This is a genomic window from Methylobacterium sp. V23 (genome assembly GCF_002917135.1).
Classification (GTDB): domain Bacteria; phylum Pseudomonadota; class Alphaproteobacteria; order Rhizobiales; family Beijerinckiaceae; genus Methylobacterium.
In genome coordinates, this window is record NZ_PDHT01000005.1 from 158,861 (window position 1) to 179,597 (window position 20,737).

Annotated in this window: 15 protein-coding genes; 9 read left to right on the top strand and 6 right to left on the bottom strand. The window is 66.6% G+C overall.

The features are described from left to right. Positions 1–9: 9 nt before the first annotated feature. From accC to aat, 4 genes are all read left to right on the top strand, one after another. Positions 10–1,374 carry an acetyl-CoA carboxylase biotin carboxylase subunit gene (gene accC / locus CRT23_RS07380; RefSeq protein ID WP_055952406.1) on the top strand — a complete coding sequence of 455 codons (1,365 nt, stop codon included), beginning with the start codon at positions 10–12 and terminating at the stop codon, positions 1,372–1,374. A gap of 101 nt (positions 1,375–1,475) precedes the next feature. Beyond that, complete coding sequence (locus CRT23_RS07385) at positions 1,476–1,784, top strand: hypothetical protein (protein WP_103709176.1); 309 nt, start codon at positions 1,476–1,478, stop codon at positions 1,782–1,784. Positions 1,785–2,218: 434 nt separating this feature from the next. After that, on the top strand, positions 2,219–2,551 hold the full coding sequence (locus tag CRT23_RS07390) for a hypothetical protein (protein ID WP_103709177.1): 333 nt from the start codon (positions 2,219–2,221) through the stop codon (positions 2,549–2,551). A 123-nt stretch (positions 2,552–2,674) separates the two neighbouring features. Next, the gene (gene aat, locus CRT23_RS07395) at positions 2,675–3,343 is read left to right on the top strand and encodes a leucyl/phenylalanyl-tRNA--protein transferase (protein WP_103709178.1); all 669 of its coding nucleotides are present in this window, start codon (positions 2,675–2,677) and stop codon (positions 3,341–3,343) included. 17 nt (positions 3,344–3,360) lie between these two features. On the opposite strand, the gene CRT23_RS07400 is transcribed toward aat, so the two are convergent. Then, positions 3,361–4,002 (bottom strand): DUF2155 domain-containing protein, encoded by a 642-nt coding sequence (locus tag CRT23_RS07400; RefSeq protein ID WP_245436030.1) that lies wholly within the window; start codon positions 4,000–4,002, stop codon positions 3,361–3,363. 141 nt (positions 4,003–4,143) lie between these two features. Then, on the bottom strand, positions 4,144–4,560 hold the full coding sequence (locus CRT23_RS07405; protein ID WP_103709220.1) for an NADH:ubiquinone oxidoreductase subunit NDUFA12: 417 nt from the start codon (positions 4,558–4,560) through the stop codon (positions 4,144–4,146). Between the two features lie 496 nt (positions 4,561–5,056). Between CRT23_RS07405 and CRT23_RS07410 the strand changes: the two genes are divergently transcribed. After that, positions 5,057–8,803, top strand: a complete 3,747-nt coding sequence (locus CRT23_RS07410) for a vitamin B12-dependent ribonucleotide reductase (RefSeq protein ID WP_103709180.1) — start codon at positions 5,057–5,059, stop codon at positions 8,801–8,803. Positions 8,804–9,058: 255 nt separating this feature from the next. On the opposite strand, the gene CRT23_RS07415 is transcribed toward CRT23_RS07410, so the two are convergent. Together CRT23_RS07415 and CRT23_RS07420 are read right to left on the bottom strand one after the other, a co-directional pair. After that, a complete protein-coding gene (locus CRT23_RS07415; RefSeq protein WP_181017275.1) occupies positions 9,059–11,011 on the bottom strand; it encodes a response regulator in 1,953 nt (650 codons plus the stop codon). A gap of 477 nt (positions 11,012–11,488) precedes the next feature. Further along, complete coding sequence (locus tag CRT23_RS07420; RefSeq protein WP_103709182.1) at positions 11,489–13,252, bottom strand: SLC13 family permease; 1,764 nt, start codon at positions 13,250–13,252, stop codon at positions 11,489–11,491. Between the two features lie 206 nt (positions 13,253–13,458). On the opposite strand from CRT23_RS07420, the gene CRT23_RS07425 reads away from it, so the two are divergent. Beyond that, the gene (locus tag CRT23_RS07425; protein ID WP_103709183.1) at positions 13,459–13,935 is read left to right on the top strand and encodes a hypothetical protein; all 477 of its coding nucleotides are present in this window, start codon (positions 13,459–13,461) and stop codon (positions 13,933–13,935) included. Here the strand turns inward: CRT23_RS07425 and CRT23_RS07430 are convergent, their stop codons facing one another. After that, on the bottom strand, positions 13,936–14,391 hold the full coding sequence (locus CRT23_RS07430; protein WP_244477306.1) for a CBS domain-containing protein: 456 nt from the start codon (positions 14,389–14,391) through the stop codon (positions 13,936–13,938). Between the two features lie 396 nt (positions 14,392–14,787). Beyond that, positions 14,788–16,062: an alpha/beta hydrolase gene (locus CRT23_RS07435; RefSeq protein ID WP_103709221.1), complete on the bottom strand. Its 1,275-nt coding sequence runs from the start codon at positions 16,060–16,062 to the stop codon at positions 14,788–14,790. A 348-nt stretch (positions 16,063–16,410) separates the two neighbouring features. Between CRT23_RS07435 and CRT23_RS07440 the strand changes: the two genes are divergently transcribed. The 3 genes from CRT23_RS07440 (at position 16,411) to CRT23_RS07450 (ending at position 20,492) form a co-directional block, all read left to right on the top strand. Beyond that, entirely contained in the window at positions 16,411–16,905 is a 495-nt protein-coding gene (locus CRT23_RS07440) for a hypothetical protein (protein ID WP_146056339.1), read from the top strand. 2 nt (positions 16,906–16,907) lie between these two features. Then, positions 16,908–17,348 (top strand): YetF domain-containing protein, encoded by a 441-nt coding sequence (locus tag CRT23_RS07445; RefSeq protein WP_103709185.1) that lies wholly within the window; start codon positions 16,908–16,910, stop codon positions 17,346–17,348. Between the two features lie 171 nt (positions 17,349–17,519). Then, the gene (locus tag CRT23_RS07450; protein ID WP_181017276.1) at positions 17,520–20,492 is read left to right on the top strand and encodes a response regulator; all 2,973 of its coding nucleotides are present in this window, start codon (positions 17,520–17,522) and stop codon (positions 20,490–20,492) included. Positions 20,493–20,737: the final 245 nt, after the last annotated feature.

Genomic DNA, 20,737 nt, shown 5'->3' on the forward strand with positions numbered 1-20,737 from the left:
GCCGCACCCATGTTCGACAAGATCCTGATTGCCAACCGGGGCGAAATCGCCCTGCGCATCCTGCGTGCGGCCAAGGAGCTCGGGATCGCCACCGTGGCGGTCCACTCCACCGCCGATGCCGATGCCATGCACGTGCGCCTCGCCGACGAGAGCGTCTGCATCGGCCCGCCGGCGGCGCGCGACAGCTACCTGAACATTCCGTCGATCATCGCCGCCTGCGAGATCACCGGGGCCGACGCCGTCCACCCGGGCTACGGCTTCCTCTCCGAGAATGCGCGCTTCGCCGAGGTGCTGGCTCACCACAATATCGGTTTCATCGGCCCCAAGGCGGAGCACATCCGCATCATGGGCGACAAGATCGAGGCCAAGCGGACCGCCAAGCGGCTGGGAATTCCCTGCGTGCCCGGGTCCGAGGGCGGCGTCGAGGATCCGGAAGAGGCCAAGCGGATCGCCGCCGAGATCGGCTACCCGGTCCTGGTCAAGGCGGCCTCCGGCGGAGGCGGCCGCGGCATGAAGGTCGCCCGGTCCGAGGCCGACCTGGAGCAGGCACTCGGCATGGCTCGCACCGAGGCCAAGGCGGCCTTCGGCGACGACGCGGTCTACCTGGAAAAGTATTTGGAGAAGCCGCGCCACATCGAGGTTCAGGTGCTCGGAGACGGGCGCGGCAAGGCCGTTCACCTCGCCGAGCGCGACTGCTCGCTGCAGCGTCGGCACCAGAAGGTCTGGGAGGAAGGCGGCTCGCCGGCCCTCAACGCCGATATGCGGGCCGAGATCGGCGGCATCTGCGCCCGCGCGATGCAGGAACTGCAATACCTCGGCGCCGGAACCGTGGAGTTCCTCTACGAGGACGGGAAGTTCTACTTCATCGAGATGAACACGCGCATCCAGGTCGAGCATCCCGTCACCGAGATGATCACCGGCATCGACCTCGTGAACGAGCAGATCCGCGTCGCCGCCGGTCTGCCCCTGTCGATGACGCAGGACGAGATCAAGGTGGAGGGGCACGCCATCGAGTGCCGCATCAACGCCGAGCATCCGGCGACCTTCCGTCCCTCGCCGGGCCTCATCACTTACTTCCATCCGCCCGGCGGCCTCGGCGTGCGGGTGGATTCGGCCGTGTTCCAGGGGTATCGCATCCCGCCGAACTACGACTCGCTGATCGGCAAGCTGATCGTGCACGGACGCACGCGCAACGAGTGCCTCATGCGCCTGCGTCGCGCCCTCGACGAGTTCGTGGTCGACGGTGTCGACACCACGCTGCCGCTCTTCCGGACCCTGGTGCGCAATCCGGATGTTCAGAACGGCGAGTACGACATCCACTGGCTCGAGAAGTTCCTGGCCGATGGCGGCCTCGACGAACCGTCGACGCCGTAGGCCCCGGGGGAACAGGGACGGCGCAGACTCGTTCTTCAGCGTCTGCCCAGGCTTGGCGGCAGGTTTGGTCGCCGAGCCGCACTGCAAGGAATACCCCTCCCGTGCGCCTGACCATCCCGCTTCTCGCCGGCCTTCTCCTCGCCGGTCCTGCCCTCGCCCAATCGCCTTCGGGCAATGTCGGACAGCCCGAGCGAACCGTCCCGCAGGCGGGTGGAACCACCCGCGGGCCCATCGACAACCCCTCGACCCGCGACATGGCGCCGGGCCCGGGCGCGACGACCGCTCCGGTCGGTGAGCGCGGCATGAGCCCCGGCGCCGGCGCGATCGATTCGGCCAAGGGCGGCAACGCGAACGACACCAACCGCGGCGTGCCGAATACCGGAAGCACTTCGGGCGGCCCTGCCCGCTGACTGCGCAACCTTCGACGCCGGGTTTCCCCGGACCGTTCGACCCCGAGCCGGCCCCGAAACGGGCCGGCTTTTTCACGCCTTTGCAAGCCTCACCAGATCATCGTCTCCACATGTGCGTTCACGCACAATCGAATTGCGCGCGAGAGACCTCTGGCGTGAGCTGGATCATCTCTTTCGGCCGGCGCTGGCTGTACGGACTGCCCTGAACTGAGCCGTTCAAACCCCTTTTGCTGATCCATGGGAATGAACGCGTTTCCTTCCAGAGCCGCCGGCTGCGACAGATTGCCAGCAAAGGAACGGCCGGAACGCCATGATCCGTCATGACTTCTTCCCCCACACCAGCCGGACGGAGACGGAGCGGGCCTTTCGCGCCCCGAAGCCATCTGCCCTGCTGGAGACCGTTTTCCTATCGACCGACCGTCCGAAAGACCGCCATGCGCACCTTCAGCCTTACCTTCGTCGCCGCCTCCCTGATCGCCTCCGCCGCCCTGGCCCAGTCGCCGTCCGGCAATGTCGGCCAGCCCGAGCGGGCGGTTCCGCAGGCCGGCAACACCACTCGCGGCCCGATCGACAATCCGTCGGCCTACGGCGCCTACCGGAATGCCGACGGCCGCACCGACATGGACGTCACCGGTTCGGTCGTCGAGGCGCCCTACACCACCAACCGCGAGGCGATCTTCGAGGATTCCGCGAAGGGTGGTAACGCCGAGCAGCCGAACCGCACCGTTCCGAATCTCGGCACCACCTCGGGTGGCCCGAACTTCTAAACAGCAGCGCCGTCCGGCATGAGAGGGTGGAACCAGAAGGTTCCGCCCTTTTTCATGGGTTCGAGCCCCCGTGCGGCGAGCCTTCCTCTGGCCTTCCGCGCGGCACCGCTTCAAAATCATTCCATGTACGATGGCGACCGCGTCGAGATCACGCCCGAGATCCTGCTGAAGGCGTATGCGGCGGGCATCTTCCCCATGGCGGAAGATGCCGACGATCCGGCCATCTACTGGGTCGAGCCCCGGGCCCGCGGCGTCCTGCCCCTCGATGCCTTCCACGTCGGCAAGCGTCTCGCTCGCACCGTGCGCTCGGACGTCTTCGAGGTTCGAACCGATCAGGATTTCGGGGCGGTCATCGCCGGCTGTGCCGCGCCGCGGGGTGACGCGGAGCGGACTTGGATCAACGGCCGGATTCGCGAGCTCTACGGCGCCCTGTTCGACGCCGGGCACGCTCACACCGTTGAGGTCTTCCTCGACGGCCAGCGGGTCGGCGGTCTCTATGGGGTTTCCCTCGGAGCGGCGTTCTTCGGCGAGAGCATGTTCCACACCGTCCGCGACGCCTCGAAGGTCGCCCTGGTGCATCTGGTGGCCCGTCTGCGCGCGGGCGGCTACCGCCTGGCCGACACGCAATTCGTGACCGACCACCTCACGCAGTTCGGCGCCGAGGAACTCCCGCGCCACATCTACAAGCGACGTTTGGCCGAGGCGATCAACCTTCCGGCAGACTGGACCATCTGGCCCGGGGACGGTTCGGTACGCGGGCAACAGATCCTGGACGCCTTGGCCCGGGGCTGAAACGCGTCGACCGCATCCTACCGGAAGAGGGCGTCGAAGAGCGTTTGGGGCTGCTGCGGCGGCGGTGCCGGGGCAGGCCCCTCGTTCGACGGGAAGAACTTACGCGACGGTTTCTGCCTGGGCTGGACCGGCACCCCGCGCGGCGCTTCCACATCCACCTGCCCGTTCGGATTGACCTGCTGGGCGGTCCGGGTGGCGTCCTGGCCACTCTTCGGACGCCGGGTCTTTTCCGGCTTCGACGCCATGGCAGGAACGTCCTCCTGCTCGCGCGCCTCGGCGATCACGTCGGCGCCGCCCTTACAATCGACGAGCCAGACATCGTAGATCGGATGCTCGATGGCGTGCAGGCCGGGGCTCGATGCGAACATCCAGCCGGTGAAGATGCGGCGGTACTTGTTGTCGAGCGTGACCTCGTCGACCTCGAGGAAGCCCGTGGTCTTCGGGCTCTCGGTCGGCGGCCGGCTGTAGCAGACCCGCGGTGTCAGCTGCAGGGCGCCGAACTGAACCGTTTCGTCAACCGCCACCTCGAAGGAGACGATGCGCCCGGTGATCTTGTCGAGGCCCGAGAACACCGCGGTGGGGTTCTTGATCTTGTCGGCAGCGGCCGGAAGGCTGCAGAGGCCGATCGCGACCGACGCGAGGAGGAGACGCTTGACCACGGAGCGAGACGATCCTGCTGTGCTGCGGCTCACGGGCGACCCTCCTCGCAGGCGCCCCGGGCGGGCGCGACGACGCGAGGTCTTCTTAAGCGCGCGAAGATTGGTGGAAAAAGGGCCGGCGCCCGATCGGGCGCCCTGCCCTCAGTTGCCCGGGCTCCAAGGCACGTAGTCGCCGGTGGCGGCGGGGCGCTGGCCGACATTCAGCTGCGAGCCGCGCGGGCGGTAGGCGCCGCTGGTGCCGGTCAGGTTCTCCACATAGGGCTTCTGCCAGGCGCGCGGCGTGTAGTCCTGTTCGCTCGGGGGCACGTCGCCGTTGTGACAGAGCCAGGCGCGCCAGCCCGGGGGCACCTTCGAGGCGTCGGCATATCCGTTGTAGACCACCCAGCGCCGCTCCGTGCCGACGGAACGGTCGATCAGCGCGCCCTGGGCCCGGTAGTAGACGTTGCCGAGATCGTCGGTGCCGACGCGTTGCCCCTTGCGCGCCGTGTAGAGCGCGAGCGACATCGTCTGCCCGTTCCACCAGGTGAAGATCCGCAGGAGCGTGTCCTTGAGAGCCATCGCGTTCGCCTGAATGGGGCGCCCGTGCCCCGCCATCGTGTTCCGGCGCGGACTATGGTGAGGCGCATCCGCGAAGTCCAGTCGCGAGGCGGCACCTGCGACGCGCGGGGTCGGTGTCCCATGCGGCGCAAATCCCACACCCGGCGCCGTTAACCATCCGGGCACCCCATCCGAGCACGGAACCGCCTGTGGGCGGAAAATTTTTCGCGGCTGAATCCGCCAAGCCGAAAGGGCACTTACGGATCCGCTCGCGATATCCACAGGTTTAAGACGAGACCCACTACATCTAGCCAGGAACAGGCAGCCGGCACACTAGTTATTGACGTGAGGCCCCGGACCGGCATACCTTCGGATCATCGCCGAGGCTGTCGCGTCACCGGCGGATCACCGAATTTTCGATATCGATTCTAGCGCTCCGCGGCGTCCGCGGTCGCTCGCCTTCATCATTCTTCGACACGGCGCCGCACTTCTTCAGGCGGCTCGGGAGACAGGTTCCATGCGGTTCGAGCGGCGCCATACTACGGCCGGACAATCCCCCTACGCGACGATCCCCTTTCGCAAGACCCTGAGCGAGATCCGCAACCCGGATGGCTCGACGGTCTTCCGCCTCGATGGGATCGAGGTGCCGGAAAGCTGGTCCCAGGTGGCCAGCGACGTCCTCGCACAGAAGTACTTCCGCAAGGCCGGGGTGCCGGCGGCCCTGAAGAAGGTCGAGGAGAACGACGTGCCGTCGTTCCTGTGGCGCTCGGAGGCGGATCTCGCGGCCCTGGCCGAGCTGCCGGAAGCGGAGCGCTACGTCTCGGAGATCTCCTCGACGCAGGTCTTCGACCGTCTGGCAGGCTGCTGGACTTACTGGGGCTGGAAGGGCGGCTACTTCACTTCCGAGGAGGATGCTTCGGCGTTCCTCGACGAGCTGCGCTTCATGCTGGCGCGCCAGATGGTGGCGCCGAACTCGCCGCAATGGTTCAACACCGGCCTGCACTGGGCCTACGGCATCGATGGCCCGGCGCAAGGCCACTACTACGTCGATTACCGCACCGGTGAGCTGACGAAGTCCGCCTCGTCCTACGAGCACCCGCAGCCGCATGCCTGCTTCATCCAGGGCGTGCAGGACGACCTCGTCAACGAGGGCGGCATCATGGACCTCTGGGTCCGCGAAGCGCGCCTGTTCAAGTACGGCTCGGGCACCGGCTCGAACTTCTCCATGCTGCGCGGCGAGAACGAGAAGCTCGGCGGCGGCGGCAAGTCCTCCGGCCTGATGTCCTTCCTCAAGATCGGAGACCGGGCTGCCGGCGCAATCAAGTCGGGCGGCACCACGCGCCGCGCGGCCAAGATGGTCATCGTCGACATCGACCATCCGGATATCGAGCAATACATCGATTGGAAGGTGAAGGAGGAGCAGAAGGTCGCCGCCCTCGTCACCGGTTCCAAGATCGTCTCCAAGCACCTCACCGCCGTGATGAAGGCCTGCACCCAGTGCGAGGCCGAGGGCGATGCCTGCTTCGACCCCGAGCGCAATCCCGTCCTCAAGAAGGCCGTGAAGGCGGCGCGCAAGGATGCGGTGCCGGATTCCTACACCAAGCGGGTGATCCAGTTCGCCCGCCAGGGCTTCACCAAGATCGACTTCCCCGTCTACGACACCGACTGGGATTCCGAGGCCTACCTCACCGTCGCCGGCCAGAACTCCAACAACTCGGTCTCCCTGACCGACGACTTCCTGCGCGCGGTCGAGTCGGATGCCGACTGGAACCTGACGGCCCGCACCACCGGCAAGACCACGAAGACGCTGAAGGCGCGCGATCTGTGGGAGAAGATCGGTGAGGCCGCCTGGGCCTCGGCCGATCCGGGCCTGCACTTCAATACGACGATGAACGACTGGCACACCTGCCCGGCCGGCGGACGGATCCGGGCGTCAAACCCGTGCTCCGAGTACATGTTCCTCGACGACACCGCCTGCAACCTGGCCTCGGCCAACCTGCTGACGATGTATGACCGCGCCACGAATCACTTCGACGTCGGCGCCTTCGAGCACCTGAACCGCCTCTGGACGGTGGTGCTCGAGATCTCGGTGATGATGGCGCAGTTCCCTTCGAAGGAAATCGCCGAGCTCTCCTACCGCTATCGCACCCTCGGCCTCGGCTATGCCAATATCGGCGGCCTCCTGATGAGCATGGGCCTGCCCTACGACTCCGAGAAGGGTCGTGCGCTGGCCGGCGCCCTGACGGCGATCATGACCGGCGTGGCCTACGCCACCTCCGCCGAGATGGCCGGCGAACTCGGGGCCTTCCCGGCCTACGAGGAGAACGCGGACGCCATGCTCAAGGTGATCCGGAACCACCGCCGGGCCGCCTACGGCGAGGCGGAGGGCTACGAGTTCCTCTCGATCGCCCCGGTGCCCCTCGACCTCGCCAACGTGCCCCAGACCGACATCGTCGAGCGGGCGAAGCATGCCTGGGACCGCGCCCTGGCGCTGGGCGAGGAGCACGGCTACCGCAACGCCCAGGCCACCGTCATCGCGCCCACCGGCACGATCGGCCTGGTGATGGATTGCGACACCACCGGCATCGAGCCCGACTTCGCCCTGGTGAAGTTCAAGAAGCTCGCCGGCGGCGGCTACTTCAAGATCATCAACCGCGCGGTGCCGGACGCCCTGCGTACCCTTGGCTACCGCGAATCCGAGATCGCCGAGATCGAGGCCTACGCGGTTGGCCATGGCTCCATGGGACAGGCTCCGGCGATCAATCCCGGGTCGCTCCGCGCCAAGGGCTTCACCGACGACAAGCTCGCAGCGGTCGAGGCGGGCCTGAAATCGGCCTTCGACATCAAGTTCGTCTTCAACCGCTGGACCCTGGGCGACGACTTCCTGAAGGATGTCCTCAAGGTCCCGGCCGAGAAGCTCGCGGATCCGACCTTCGAGATCCTGCCCTTCCTCGGGTACTCCAAGAAGGACATCGAGGCGGCGAACACCCACATCTGCGGTGCGATGACCCTTGAGGGAGCCCCCTTCCTCAAGACGGAGCACTACGCGGTGTTCGACTGCGCCAACCCGTGCGGACGCATCGGCAAGCGCTACCTCTCGGTGGAGAGCCACATCCGGATGATGGCGGCGGCGCAGCCCTTCATCTCGGGCGCCATCTCCAAGACGATCAACATGCCCAACGACGCGACGGTCGAGGACTGCAAGAACGCCTACAAGCTGTCCTGGACCCTGGCCCTCAAGGCCAACGCGCTCTACCGCGATGGCTCGAAGCTCTCGCAGCCCCTGAACTCGGCCCTGATCGCCGACGAGGACGACGAGGCCGAGGATCTGGTCGAGGCGCTGATCGCGGCTCCGGCCGCCGCCAAGGCCGCGCAGGTCGCGGAGAAGATCGTCGAGCGCGTGATCGAGCGCGTCGAGCGCATCCGCTCCCGCGAGAAGATGCCCCACCGCCGCAAGGGCTACACCCAGAAGGCGGTCGTAGGCGGGCACAAGGTCTATCTACGGACTGGTGAGTACGACGACGGTCGCCTCGGCGAGATCTTCATCGACATGCACAAGGAGGGGGCCACCTTCCGCAGCCTGATGAACAACTTCGCCATCGCGATCTCGCTCGGGCTCCAGTACGGCGTGCCGCTGGAAGAGTACGTCGAGGCCTTCACCTTCACCCGCTTCGAACCCGCCGGCTTCGTGCAGGGCAACGACGCGATCAAGAACGCGACCTCGCTCCTCGACTACGTGTTCCGCGAGCTGGCCGTGTCCTATCTCGGCCGCGCCGACCTCGCCCATGTCAGCCCGTCCGAGATCGGCGGCACGGTGATCGGCGGCGGTGAGACGGAGACCACCCGCGAGCCCGGAAAGACCGAGACCACGGCGGCCAGTGTCGTCTCCCGTGGCCTCCTGCGCGGCTCGGCCGACCGCCTGACCCTGATCCAGGGCGGACCGGCCGGTGGTACCGTAGGAGTCGGCGCGGCCAGCTCCGGCCAGACCGCCCCGGCGGGCGGCGTGGTCCATGCCCTGCGCGGTGCCACGGCGCTGAAGGCCGAGCCGGTCCAGGCCGGCCAGGCCGAAGCACTGGTCGATGCCCTCCCCTTCGCCAAGCCCGATCCGATCAAGCCGGAGCGTACGGTCTCCGATCGCCGCGCCGAAGCGAAGATGAAGGGCTACGTCGGTGAGGCCTGTCCGGAATGCGCGAACTTTACGCTGGTCCGGAATGGCACCTGCCTGAAGTGCGACACCTGCGGAAGCACAACGGGGTGCTCATAGTTATTCGGTAGTGCGTTAGGCCGAGATCCAAAGTTTCGCCTTCAGACGCCAAGGTTTGGCATCGAACCAACCTAGAGTGATTAGGACATTTGGGCAGCCGTGTACCGGCTGCCCAAATCACCAACGGAACAAAACAGGCACGGGTTTTTCACCCCGTCGAGGATGGCTCCGTAACCCTTGCTGACTTCACAGCGATCAGCAAATCCAGACGTAACACGCCGCAAGAGGCGATGGGATCGAGTTGGCCCTGCCCATTCATGTCTTGAGACCTATCAGTCTTTCGGCCAAACTCGCCGACGCGAAGTCGCCGTGATTGAGGATCTGGCTCGCGCCGCGAAGCTTGCTCCGATCCTCTGCCGAGAATTCTCGGCCCGTCAGGACAATCACCGGGATGTCCGAGCAGCCAGGCACGGCCCGAACGCCCTCCAAGAAGCCGAAGCCATCCATGATCGGCATGTTCAGATCCACGATCACGACATTCGGCTTGGTCTCGCTTGCCTGCCGCAGACCTTCCCTGCCGTTCATGGCCTCCACGACCGTCCAGCCGTCCTCCTCCAGGGTGGAACGCATCGCCATGCGGGTAACGGCCTCGTCCTCGACCAGAAGCACGGTGCCGCGCCGGTCCGGCTCCGCCAGCCTGAACTGGTTCACGATCTTGCCGAACCGAGTCCAGTCGACTGGCTTCAGCATGTAATCCGAAGCACCAAGCGAGGCCGCGAGGTTGCGCTGATCGATGGAGGTCACCATCACGACCGGGATGGGCGCCAACGTCTCATCCGCCTTGATCTGGCTCAGAACCGACCAGCCGTCCACGCCCGGCATCATCACGTCCAACAGAATGGCCCGTGGCCGCAGCTTCCGGGCCAGATCGAGCCCGCTCCTGCCGTTCGTGGCGGTCTGGACTCGGAAGCCCTCACGATGAAGAAACCTCGTGGTGAGCACGAGTTGGTCTGTATCGTCGTCGATCACGAGGATGACGTCGCCTTCCACCGCATCGTCGGCGATCACATCCGGATCAGGAGAGGCTTGCTCGTCGCTCTGAGGAAGGAAGGTTGCCGGTACGGTGAACGTAAAGGTGCTGCCCTGGCCAGGATTGCTGGATACCGTAATGGTCCCCGCGAGCATGTCGGCGAAGGCACGCGTGAGCGAGAGGCCAAGCCCGGTGCCCCCGAAGTTACGGGTCGTGGAGGCATCGGCCTGCTCGAAACGCCGGAACAGGCGCGACACCTGCTCGGCCGTCATGCCTATGCCCGTGTCGGAGACGGCGAACGAAAGCCGATCGGTACCCGAGCCGTCCGTGATGCGCGAAGCGGAAAGCGTGATCACCCCAGTTTCGGTGAACTTCGCTGCGTTGCTCAGGAAGTTGAAGAGCACTTGCCGCGTCTTGGTGAGATCGGAATGCATCCGGCCCAGCTCAGGTGGGAGCCGCATTTCCAGGGTATTGCCCTTCTTGCCGACCAGGGTCGCAACCGAACTCGCGACATCCCGCAGCATGTCCTCCACTGCGAAGTCCTCGACGTAGACCTCCATCTTGCCGCTCTCGACCTTGGAAAGATCCAGCACGTCGTTGATGAGCCCGAGCAGGTGACGGGCATTGCGCTCGACCTTGCCGATGTCGGCGACCAAGTCCGACGCCGCACAACCGTCCGAAATCTCCTCCCCCATCATCTCGCTATAGCCAATGATGGCGGAGAGTGGCGTGCGGAGTTCATGGCTCATGTTGGCCAGGAAATCGCTCTTCGCCGCGTTGGCCAGCTCCGCCGCTTCCTTGGCGGCCTCCGCGACGGCGTTCGCGCTGGTCAACGCCGTCTCTCGGTCGACGAGGATGTGGTTTGCGGCGTTAAGCCGTTCCAGCGTGGCTTCGTTCTGTGCTACGGATCGACGTAAGGCGTGGCAGATCCACACCATGGTCGCGCCGACCAGAACGTACTGACACAGCAGGGCAGCATCCACGCCATCGAGGGACCCGTCCCGCGTGTAGAACCACGCGGCAATCAGGGTGGACAACGACAGTGCCAGCGTTCCTGAACCCGAGCCAAAGGCTAGGCTCACAACGAGCAGGACGGGGATGTACAAGAGGAACGGTGCGACATAGGCCGGAGCTAGGAACCGAACGAACGTCATGATGCCGATCAGCAGAAGCGTGACGCCGTAGTCGATGACTGGCGAAGGACGTCGGAGGGCGACGGTCCCGATCAGTTTGTGCAATCTACTCATAGGGTGTGAGTGTCACGACCGAGATGCTTTGGGAAGCGACGGGTCACCCCACTGCCCGGTTAAAATACGACATTGATCTTTGCGGCAGTTGTGTCTGGTGTTCGATTGTTTCCCTGATGCTCGTGACTGCAAAAGCCAAGGTCCGCGAAGGTGGATTTCTGCCAGTTCGATTTCGAGTTCAAGGCTCGAAATCGCGGTATTGGCTGCACAAGCGGCGCTCGGCCGCCTCTCGCCTTCAACGAACCTTCAGGTTCGATTTCCCAAAGGTCTCCTGTCGATCAGATCAGACCAGAACTGGGAAGGGTCAAACGGTGACCGCAGTTTCGGGCCGTGCTCTGCAATTGCCGAGCCCGGTTCCGCCAAATTACTCGGCGATGCATGGAAGGGGGACGGCTTTCACGCGCCGAGGTCCAGTCGAGGATCGGGCCGATGCCGAATTCCGCGTGAAGGCACCGGCACCGGGTGCGCTCAGGCCGGGCGCAACGGCCAGACCAGCGCAATCATAGGGATCCCGACCGCCACGACAATGAGTGAAAGCGGCAGTCCAAGCCGGGCATAATCGCCGAAGCGATACCCTCCCGGACCCATGACCAAGGTGTTGCACTGGTGGCCGATGGGCGTGAGGAAGTCGCATGCGGCCCCCAGTGCCACGGCCATAAGGAACGGGTCCGGCGCCAAGCCGAGCTTCGTCGCGAGCTTGGCGGCGATGGGACCCATGACCAGCACCGTCGCAGCGTTGTTGAGGAACGGCGTGACGGCCATGGCCAGCACGAGGATGGTGCCCATCGCCGCGATGGGCGGCAGGTCCTGCACCAACGTCGTCAGATGCGCCGCAATGAGGTCCGCGCCACCTGTGCTGGTTACGGTCTCCGAGATGGGGATGAGGGCACCGAGCAGCACGAGCACGGGCCACTCGACGGCTTGGTAGGCCTCGTGCGGTGTCATGCTGCGAAGGAGAAGCACGGCGACGACGGCCCCGAAGAAGGCCACAGCCACGGGCACCACGTGCAGGGCCACCAGGCCCATGGCAACGGCCAGGATCGCGGCCGGGATCCAGCTCCTGTCGTTCCGGCCGAGCGCGATCTCACGGGCGGCAAGGGGGAGCACGCCGAGCGCGCCCAGACTTGGACCAAGAGCGGCCGTGCGCCCGCGCATCACCACGACATCCCCTGCGCGGAACCGCACGGCCGAGAGGCGTTGTTCGATGCGGCGACCGCGTCGGCTGACGGCGAGGATGAGGACGCCCTGGCGTTGCTCCAGATCGAGCTGGGCTGCGGTGTGCCCGACGAGCCCGGACTCGGCGGTAACCACCCCCTCCATGACGACGGCCTCGGCCTCCGGCAGCGCCCCGGCCAGCACAAGGTCCGCGCGCGCCACGAAGCGCTCAAGGGCGTCCGGCTCTCCGCTTAGGAGCAGCACGTCATCGGCTTGAAGCCGGAAGTCCGGGCTGGCGGGATACCGACGGAAGCGCTCGCGCAGGATTGTCGCGATCCGGACATCGCCATCGGCCAGGGCCTCAAGCTGCCCTAAGGTGCCGCCTATCCCCGGATGACCGGCCGGCAGGCTTGCCTCGGTGGTGTAGCGTTCGAGGTTGAACGCCGCGTCCATGGCGCGTGCCCCGCTGTCGCGGCGTGGCAGCAGCCGCCAGCCCAGGCACAGGAACAGGAAGCCGACACCCGCCACGCACAGCCCGACCGGCGCGTAGTCGAACATGCCGAAAGGCTGCCCGGTCAGATCGGCCCGGACCTTGGAGACGATGACGTTGGGGGATGTGCCCACCAGCGTGACGATGCCGCCGATCAGGGACGCGAATGCCATCGGCATCAGGAGGGTGGAAGGCGATGTGCCGGTGCGGCGGGCGAGTTGCAGGGCGATGGGCATGAAGATCGCCAGCGCGCCGACGTTCTTCGTGACCATGGAGAGGAGCAGGACCCCGCCCGCGAGGGCGGTGACCTGTCGTTGTGCGCTCGTCAGATGCGGCAGGATGGGACGCATCAGCGTCTCGACCGCACCGGAGCGTGCAATCGCCGTCGACAGGACGAGCGCGCCCCCGACGATGATGACGATGTCGTCGGAGAAGCCCGAGAACGCCTTCTCGGCCGGCACCAGGCCGAGCGCGATCCCAGCGGCCAGGGCCGTGAGCGCAATGAGATCGTAGGGCAACCGGTCCCAGATGAAGGCGGCCACGGTGACGCCGATCAGGCCGAAGGCGAGCACTTGATCCAGGGTCATCGCGTGAGCACCTGGGAAGACCGCAGTGACGGGAGGCGTGGAATGGAGACGGGCATGCGGCGATCCGATGGGTGGTACGGCCCCCAACCCGCCGGAGGCTCGGGCGTTCACTCGGCGAGGCATCCGCGATGAACCTTCGCATCAATAAGCCTCACCCATCTCCCGATGCACCGGAGGAACTCGAGCCCCAGTCACCTGACAGGGGCGTGGACCGCCGCCAGCGCGAGGTCGCGCCGGCGCAGTGGCAGATCGCCGAGGTGATCGGTCAGAAGGTGCTGCACGGCTGGCTTCAGAACCGGCACCAGACCGCCATTCCCCTGAACATCAACGTCGGCCGCCTTCAGCAATCGGAGGCGGAGGCGATCGTCCGCTTCGCCGCCGTTGCAGCCCTCGCCGGCGGCGAGGCATCGGCGCAGGGCGTGGTCAGGTCCTGGCTTGCCGGGGCCGGGACCGCACCCGACCTGCTCGCCACCTACGACGCGGTGCTGCAATCACCCCCCGCCCTGGACAAGGCACTGGCCGCTATCGCGAATGCGGACCTCGCGCTCGTCGCCTTCGTGCTGGCGCTGGTCGCCGCTCGTGACGCCGGTCCGGCGGCGCGGGCCTTCGCCGACTACGTCGCAGCACACCGGTCCATCCCAACCACGACCGTGCGCGCAGCCTTGCGCCGCCACCGTTCCTGATCAGGGTCCCTCGGACCCCTCGGTCAGCGCCTGAAGCACCGATTGAAGCGCGGCGTCCTCCACGAGGAGGTGGCGGGAGATGTCGGCCAGCGTCAGCCATCCAACCACCGCGCCCGCGCCGTCCACGACCGGAAGGCGCCGGACGTAGTTGGCGATCATCAGATCCATGGCGACGCGAAGCGTATCTTCGGGGCCGCAGGTCAGGACAGGCCGAGACGCAACCTCCTTCACGGAAACCGTCGACGGGTCCCGGCCGCGTGCCACCACCCGGTAGAGCAGGTCGCGGTCGGTCACGATGCCATCGAGCCGCTCGGCGGTGCCCACCGGCAGGGCCCCGACCTCGATCTCACCCATCAGAATGGCCGCGTCCTGCGCGCTCGCATGCGCTTCGATGAACTCTACGTCCCGTGACATCACGTCGACGACGCGCAGGTGTTCGGCGGACAGCTTCGTCATCGGACCTCGGATCGTGCACGGGAAGACGGGGCGGCCTCGTGGGACCAAACGCCGTGCCCCGCCAGCTGGGGCACGTCCGCGATGCCCCCAAGGCCATCTTGAGGGGACCGACCTGTCGTCAGTCGGCCGGGGGTATCGGCGTACGATGTCCATACGAGTACCCGTCCTGGCCGTCCATGCGGATGACCAGGCTGCCATTGATCTCGTACGTCTTCGTCGCGATCCGTATGCCTCACCGCCGCCGCCAGCGAGATCTTCTCGGCGACCTCCAGATCCGAGCCATACCGGATCGAAATCGACCGCTCCTCTCCGCGGAAAGCGACACCGTTTGCGACCGTCAGCTTCGCGAGCCCCTACCTCGTCTTGCAGGCTGGCCCGGTGTCGGTCGCGTCGATGTCAGCGCCCACCGGTGATGGCGCGCATCGGCGCGCCAGCGAGATCGGCGCCGGAGCCGGCGGTGTCGCGCAGGCCCGAACCGACGTTCGACAGGTGCTCACCGTAAGTTTCGCGCGTCTGCGGGTCGATGAGCGCCACCGGCGCGGCCACGGCCAAAGCTGCTCCCGTCGCCACCGTCGAGGCCGCGCCAGCAGCGGTGCGCACGAGATGGTCGCCGATGCCCACTTGTCCGTCGGAGATCGGCTGGCCGTCGGCGAGGCGCTTGCCGAGAAGGGCGACCACGTCACCGCTCGCGAACTTGCCGTGGTTCAGGGCGTCCACGGACTTCACGGTGGTCAGGTTCAGGACGCCGATGTTCTCCCGCTCCAACTCTGAGCGGTAGGGCTCGACGTTCGGGTCGATGGCCCCCAGCCGCACGCTGTCGCCCCAGACGAGACGAGAGACGGCCAGTGCTTGGTCGTCGTTCGAGACCATCAGGGTCAGCCGCGGCCGGTCCTTGCCCATGTCGTGGAAGGCCGCCCGGGCGAGATCCATGTCGACGTCGGGCGCGGCCAGGATGACGTTGCGGATCTTCGGGGCGACGCGCCGGTCGCGGATGGCCATCTGGCGCAGGCTCTCCAGCGTGAGCCAGTTGCCCATCGAGTGTGCCAGGACGGTGACCTCGCCGACGTTCGGATCCTGAGCGAGGTCTCGCAGCAGTGTTTCTAGGCCATTGCGCGAGAAGTTGGTGCTCTCCCGGTCGTAGCCGTAGGCGAGTACAGAGCCGCGGGACGGCCACGTGAACAGCACCGGGGCGACCTCGGCGCCGGAATCGTGCACGATTTGCGCGAAGCGGAAGACGGCGTCCTCGAACTTGTTGTTGAACCCGTGCACGAACACGAGGACATGGCGTTTGGCCCCGCGTCGGACGGCGCGGCCCGTCCAGGCGGCGACCTTCGAGCGGTCGACGGGCTCGGCCCGAAGCGCGACGAAATCCGTGGCCGGGTTACCCGGCAGGGATTTGGGCCACTGCACCGAACCCGGCTGGCGGGTAGCGTCCGGGGGTATCGAGATGGCGAGGTCGGTGTAGGTCACGGCGTCGCCGCGCTCGCCCGAGAACAGGACGCCTCGGTCGGTCGCCGACTTACGGGTCGTGGCGACGAGCATGTCCACCCGGGACGTACCCGGAATCTGCTCGATCTGGGCGATGGGCAACAGCACCCCGCTCGGGCGCCCCGAACAGGCGGGAAGCGCCAGGATCAGCAAGGCGGCCAGCATGCCGCGAGAGCTTCGCATCTTCTGCACCGACACCCGCACCAATCGTCCGATATCCCCGTAATGGCCGTGACGGGCAACGGTTTACGAACCGTCAAGGCTGAGACGGACTACGAGGCGATTGCGGCGCGAGGCAGGCTCATGCGAGCACCCGGCGGGAGCTCACAATACCCTTTACCTTGCCGTGCGGGATGCGAGAGACGCGCGGACGTCCTCGGTCGGCGACGCTTTTGATAGCGGAGACAACCGCGGACGGAACAAGACAGGACGACCGGCCTTGGATCTGCGATGCCGAGCCCGGTCGGCTCCGACGACTGACCGAGGTATGGGAGCGAGACCGCATTGGAAGTCATCCATGACGACCCGCCCATGCCGCAGGAGATCGCCCGCGGGTTCTACCCGGCGTTCGAGGACGGGTGGCGCAAGGCCGAGGTCGCGGGGCGCCTGGCCATGCTCGCCTTCGTGCTGGTCTGCGCCTTCGGCCTGCTTGGGCACGGGCCGTTCAGCGAGCGAAGCATCACCAACGCCGATGGTTCGATCAGCATCCGATACGAGCCGGTGGTGCGCTTCGGCGCCCCCACCATCGTTCGCTTCGACACCCGCGTGCCCCCGGGCGGGGACAAGGTGGCAGTGACTATTGCCAAGGATCTGGTCGACCAGTTCGGCCTCGAGAGCATCACGCCCAGGCCCGCGACTTGGGAAGTCGTCGGAGGCGGCATCCGCCTCGTGTTCCCGGTGCAGGCGGGAGAGAGCCACGCCCTGATCCGCTTCACGGGTTCGCCGGCCTTCCGCGGCGGCGTCGATCTCACCGCCCGCCTCGATGCGGGCGAAACCTTATCTTGGTCACAGTGCGCGGTGCCTTAGCCATGAACACCGTCCTCAAGGCTGCGGCGGCCTACGTCATCGTTCTGTTCGTGATCCGGCTGATTGGGCGGCGCACCGCCAGCCAGCAAGCCCCCATCGACATGGTGGTGCTGTTTCTCTTCGGCGGCATGAGCGTCAGCGCCATCCTGGGCGACGACCACTCCTTTACAGGCGCGATGAGCGCCCTGTTCACCGTCGGACTGATGCACGTCGCCGTGTCGTGGCTGAAGCTGCGCTACGTCTGGTTCGAGCGCATCTGCGACGGCACACCCATCGTCGTCTACCGCGACGGCGGCTGGGACGAGATCCACATGCGGCGCTTGCGCATGCAGCAGGCCGACGTGCGCACCGCCGCGCGCCAGCAGGGCCTCGACGACTTGGACAAGGTCGCCGTCGCCATCGTTGAGCGCGACGGCAAAGTCTCGCTGATTGAAAAGGCGTGACCCCCTTGGAATCGGTCCCGGGTCACCGATTCGCGAGGCACGTCCCTGCGCCCTAGGGGGGCGGCAACCACTTGGCGTGGGCCGTGTTGTCGACGGCACCCAGCAGTCCGCAGCGCGTCACCCCGTGGCCTTGCGTCGGCGAACGCATCCGCACCCGACCGCGAGCCGATGATGACTGATCCGACGACGTTTCCGCCCAAGGTCCGCGATAGACGCCGCCTCGACGCACTCCTGGACCACGACATCCTCGACACGCCACCCGAGAAGGGCTTTGACGACATCGTCACGCTGGCCCGGATGACCTGTGACGCCCCGGTCGCCCTTGTCAGTCTCGTTGCCGGAGACCGGCAATGGTTCAAGGCACGCTCCGGTTTCGCCCCCTGCGAGACGACGCTGGACAAGTCCATCTGCGCGCACGTCCTGGGCGCCCCGGACCTGCTGGTGATCCCGGACCTAACGCAGGATCCCCGTACCAGCAGCAACCCCCTCGTCACCGGCGAGCCATACCTGCGTTTCTACGCGGGGGCCCCGCTCGCGGCGACAGGTGGCGAACACCTCGGTAGCTTGTGCGTGATCGACCTCGTCCCCCGACCGATGGGGCTCGACGACCGGCAGGCGGAGGCGCTGCGTGCGCTCGCCGGGCAGGTTATGTCTCAGTTAGAGCTCCGTCGCTCGGGGTTCGAGCGCGAACGCATCCTCGTGGGTCAGGCCGCGCTGATCGCCCAGCAGGACGCGTTGATCGCCGCTCAGGCCGCAGTGACGCGCGCGGCCGGTGACAGGGACGCCATCCTCGACGCCCTCGTCGCGGGAGTCATGGAAACCGTCCCCCAGGCGGAGGGCGGCGTCATCGAACTGCGCGAGGGGGACGAACTGGTCTATCGCTCGGGCCGCGGGGCGCTCGCCGCCCATGTCGGTCGCCGCTTACCCCTCGACGGCAGCCTCTCCGGCCACTGCCTGACCACCGGCAAGCCGGTACTCTGCCCGGACGTACTCACCGACCCGCGGGTCGACCGGGACGCCATTGCCGCCCTGGGGATGCGATCGGCCATCTACGTGCCGATCGCCAGGGGCAGCGCTCACATCGGCGTCCTTAAGCTGCAGTCGAGCCAACCAGACGCGTTCTCGGGTCGGGACCTGCGCAATGCGACGCTGTTCGCCGGGATCATCCCGGCCGGGCTCGCCGAGGCCGGCGAGGCAGAAGCACGGCGCGGCATGCGCCTTGGCGAGGCAACGCTCCGGACCGTCATGGAGACGCTGCCCGTGGGCGTCATCATCGCCGAGGCACCGTCCGGTCGTATTGTCGGCCATAACGTTCGGACCACGGCCATCCTGGGCCATGAGGTGATGCCCGACGCGGTCCAAGGCGACCCCGAGCGCTGGGTCGGCTTCCACGCGGACGGACACCCGGTCGAGGCGGACGAATGGCCCGTCCCCAAGGTCGCGCGCGACGGCGGGCAGCAGGACGCGTTGGAGGTCGAATACCAACGGGGTGACGGCACGCGCGCCTGGGTCGAGTTCCTGGCCGCCCCGTTGCTCGACGTCGACGATCGACGGATCGGAGCCGTCATCGTTGTCACGGACATCGACGGGCGCAAGCGGGGGGAGCTCCAGTTGGCCGCTGCCAAGGATGCAGCGGAGGAAGCCAATCGGGCGAAGAGCGAGTTCCTCGCGAACATGAGCCACGAACTCCGCACCCCGCTCTCGGCGGTCATTGGCTATTCCGAGATGCTGCAGGAAGACATGGAGGATGTCGGCCAAGCCGACCTCCTGCCCGACGTGAGGAAGATCGAGGCGAACGCGCGCCACCTGCTCGGACTGATCAACGACGTCTTGGACCTCTCGAAGATCGAGGCCGAGCGGATGGAAACCTACGTCGAGGCGTTCACCGTCGATGCCGTCGTCCGCGACGTAGCCTCGACGGTCGAATCCCTCGTCGCCGCCAAGGACAATGTCCTGGCCCTGAATCTCGGCCCGGACCTCGGCGAGGCGCGCACAGACGTGACCAAGCTGCGACAGTGTCTCATCAACCTGCTCAGCAACGCTGCCAAGTTCACGGAAGGCGGGCGGATCACCCTCGAGGCCGAACGGGGGGCACGTGATGGCGTCGACTGGCTGACCTTCCAGGTGAGCGACACCGGCATCGGCATGAACTCGGAGCAGCAGGCGCGGCTGTTCGAGCGCTTCACCCAGGCCGATGCCTCGACGACCCGGAAGTTCGGCGGCACGGGGCTCGGCCTGTCCATTACCAGGGCGTTCGCTGCCATGCTCGGCGGCGACATCGCGGTGGCGAGTGAGGAGGGCCGCGGCACCACCTTCACCATGTCGGTCCCAGCGTGCATCGCCGGGACCAACGACGAAGCGGAGCCGAATGGAAGCGCGGGCTTTGCGACTTCGGACGAGGCGTCTCGGCAAGGCGTCGTCCTTGTCGTGGACGACGATCCGGCGACGCGCGAACTCCTCACCCGCTTCCTGGAACGCGACGGGTTCGAGGTCGTCGCCGCCCTTGACGGGCGCGAGGGCCTCGACAAGGCGCGGGCGATCCGCCCCCGCGTGATGTTTCTCGATGTCACGATGCCCCAGATGGACGGCTGGTCGGTTCTGCGTGCCCTCAGGGGTGACCCGGATCTCGGCGACACTCCCGTGATCATGGTCACCGTGCTGGACGAGCAGAACTTGGCCTTTTCCCTGGGGGCTACCGACTATCTGCAGAAGCCCGTTGACTGGGACGAACTTCACGCAGTGATGGAGCGCTTCCGCCCCCGGGGGCACGAGGGACCGTTGCTCGTCATTGACGACGATGCCGACACGCGTGTGCGGATGTCCGCGCGGCTTGCACGGGAAGGTTGGCGGGTCGCGACAGCCGAGAACGGAAGGGCCGGGCTCGCGGCGGTGGTGGCCGAGCGCCCCGGCTTGATCTTGCTGGACCTGATGATGCCGGAGATGGACGGGTTCGCGTTCCTCAGGACGCTCCGCGCCAAGCCAGAATGGGGTTCGATCCCCGTCGTTGTGCTAACGGCGAAAGACGTCGACGGCGAGGACCGACGACGGCTCGCGGGACGAGCCGACTGCCTCCTTCGAAAGGGCCAAGTCGGCATCGACGACCTACCCGACTTGCTGCGCCCGTTCGTCTCGCCGAATCGGTAAGCTGCCGATCCCGAGGCACGTGTCCTGTGAAGCCGCTAGCCCTGTGCGTCCTAGTCTGATGGAAGAAAGTCTACCGGCGGGCTCATGCTGCGGGACGGGAAAGGGTCAGGTTGAGATGCGCGCGCTCCGTGTCCCGTCCCACCCGCCGATCCAGACAGGCAGGCGAAAACTCGACGGTCCAGTCCAGCATGGCAGTGACGCCTCGACGAGGCGCAGAACACCGTCACGCATCCCCGATGGTGCTA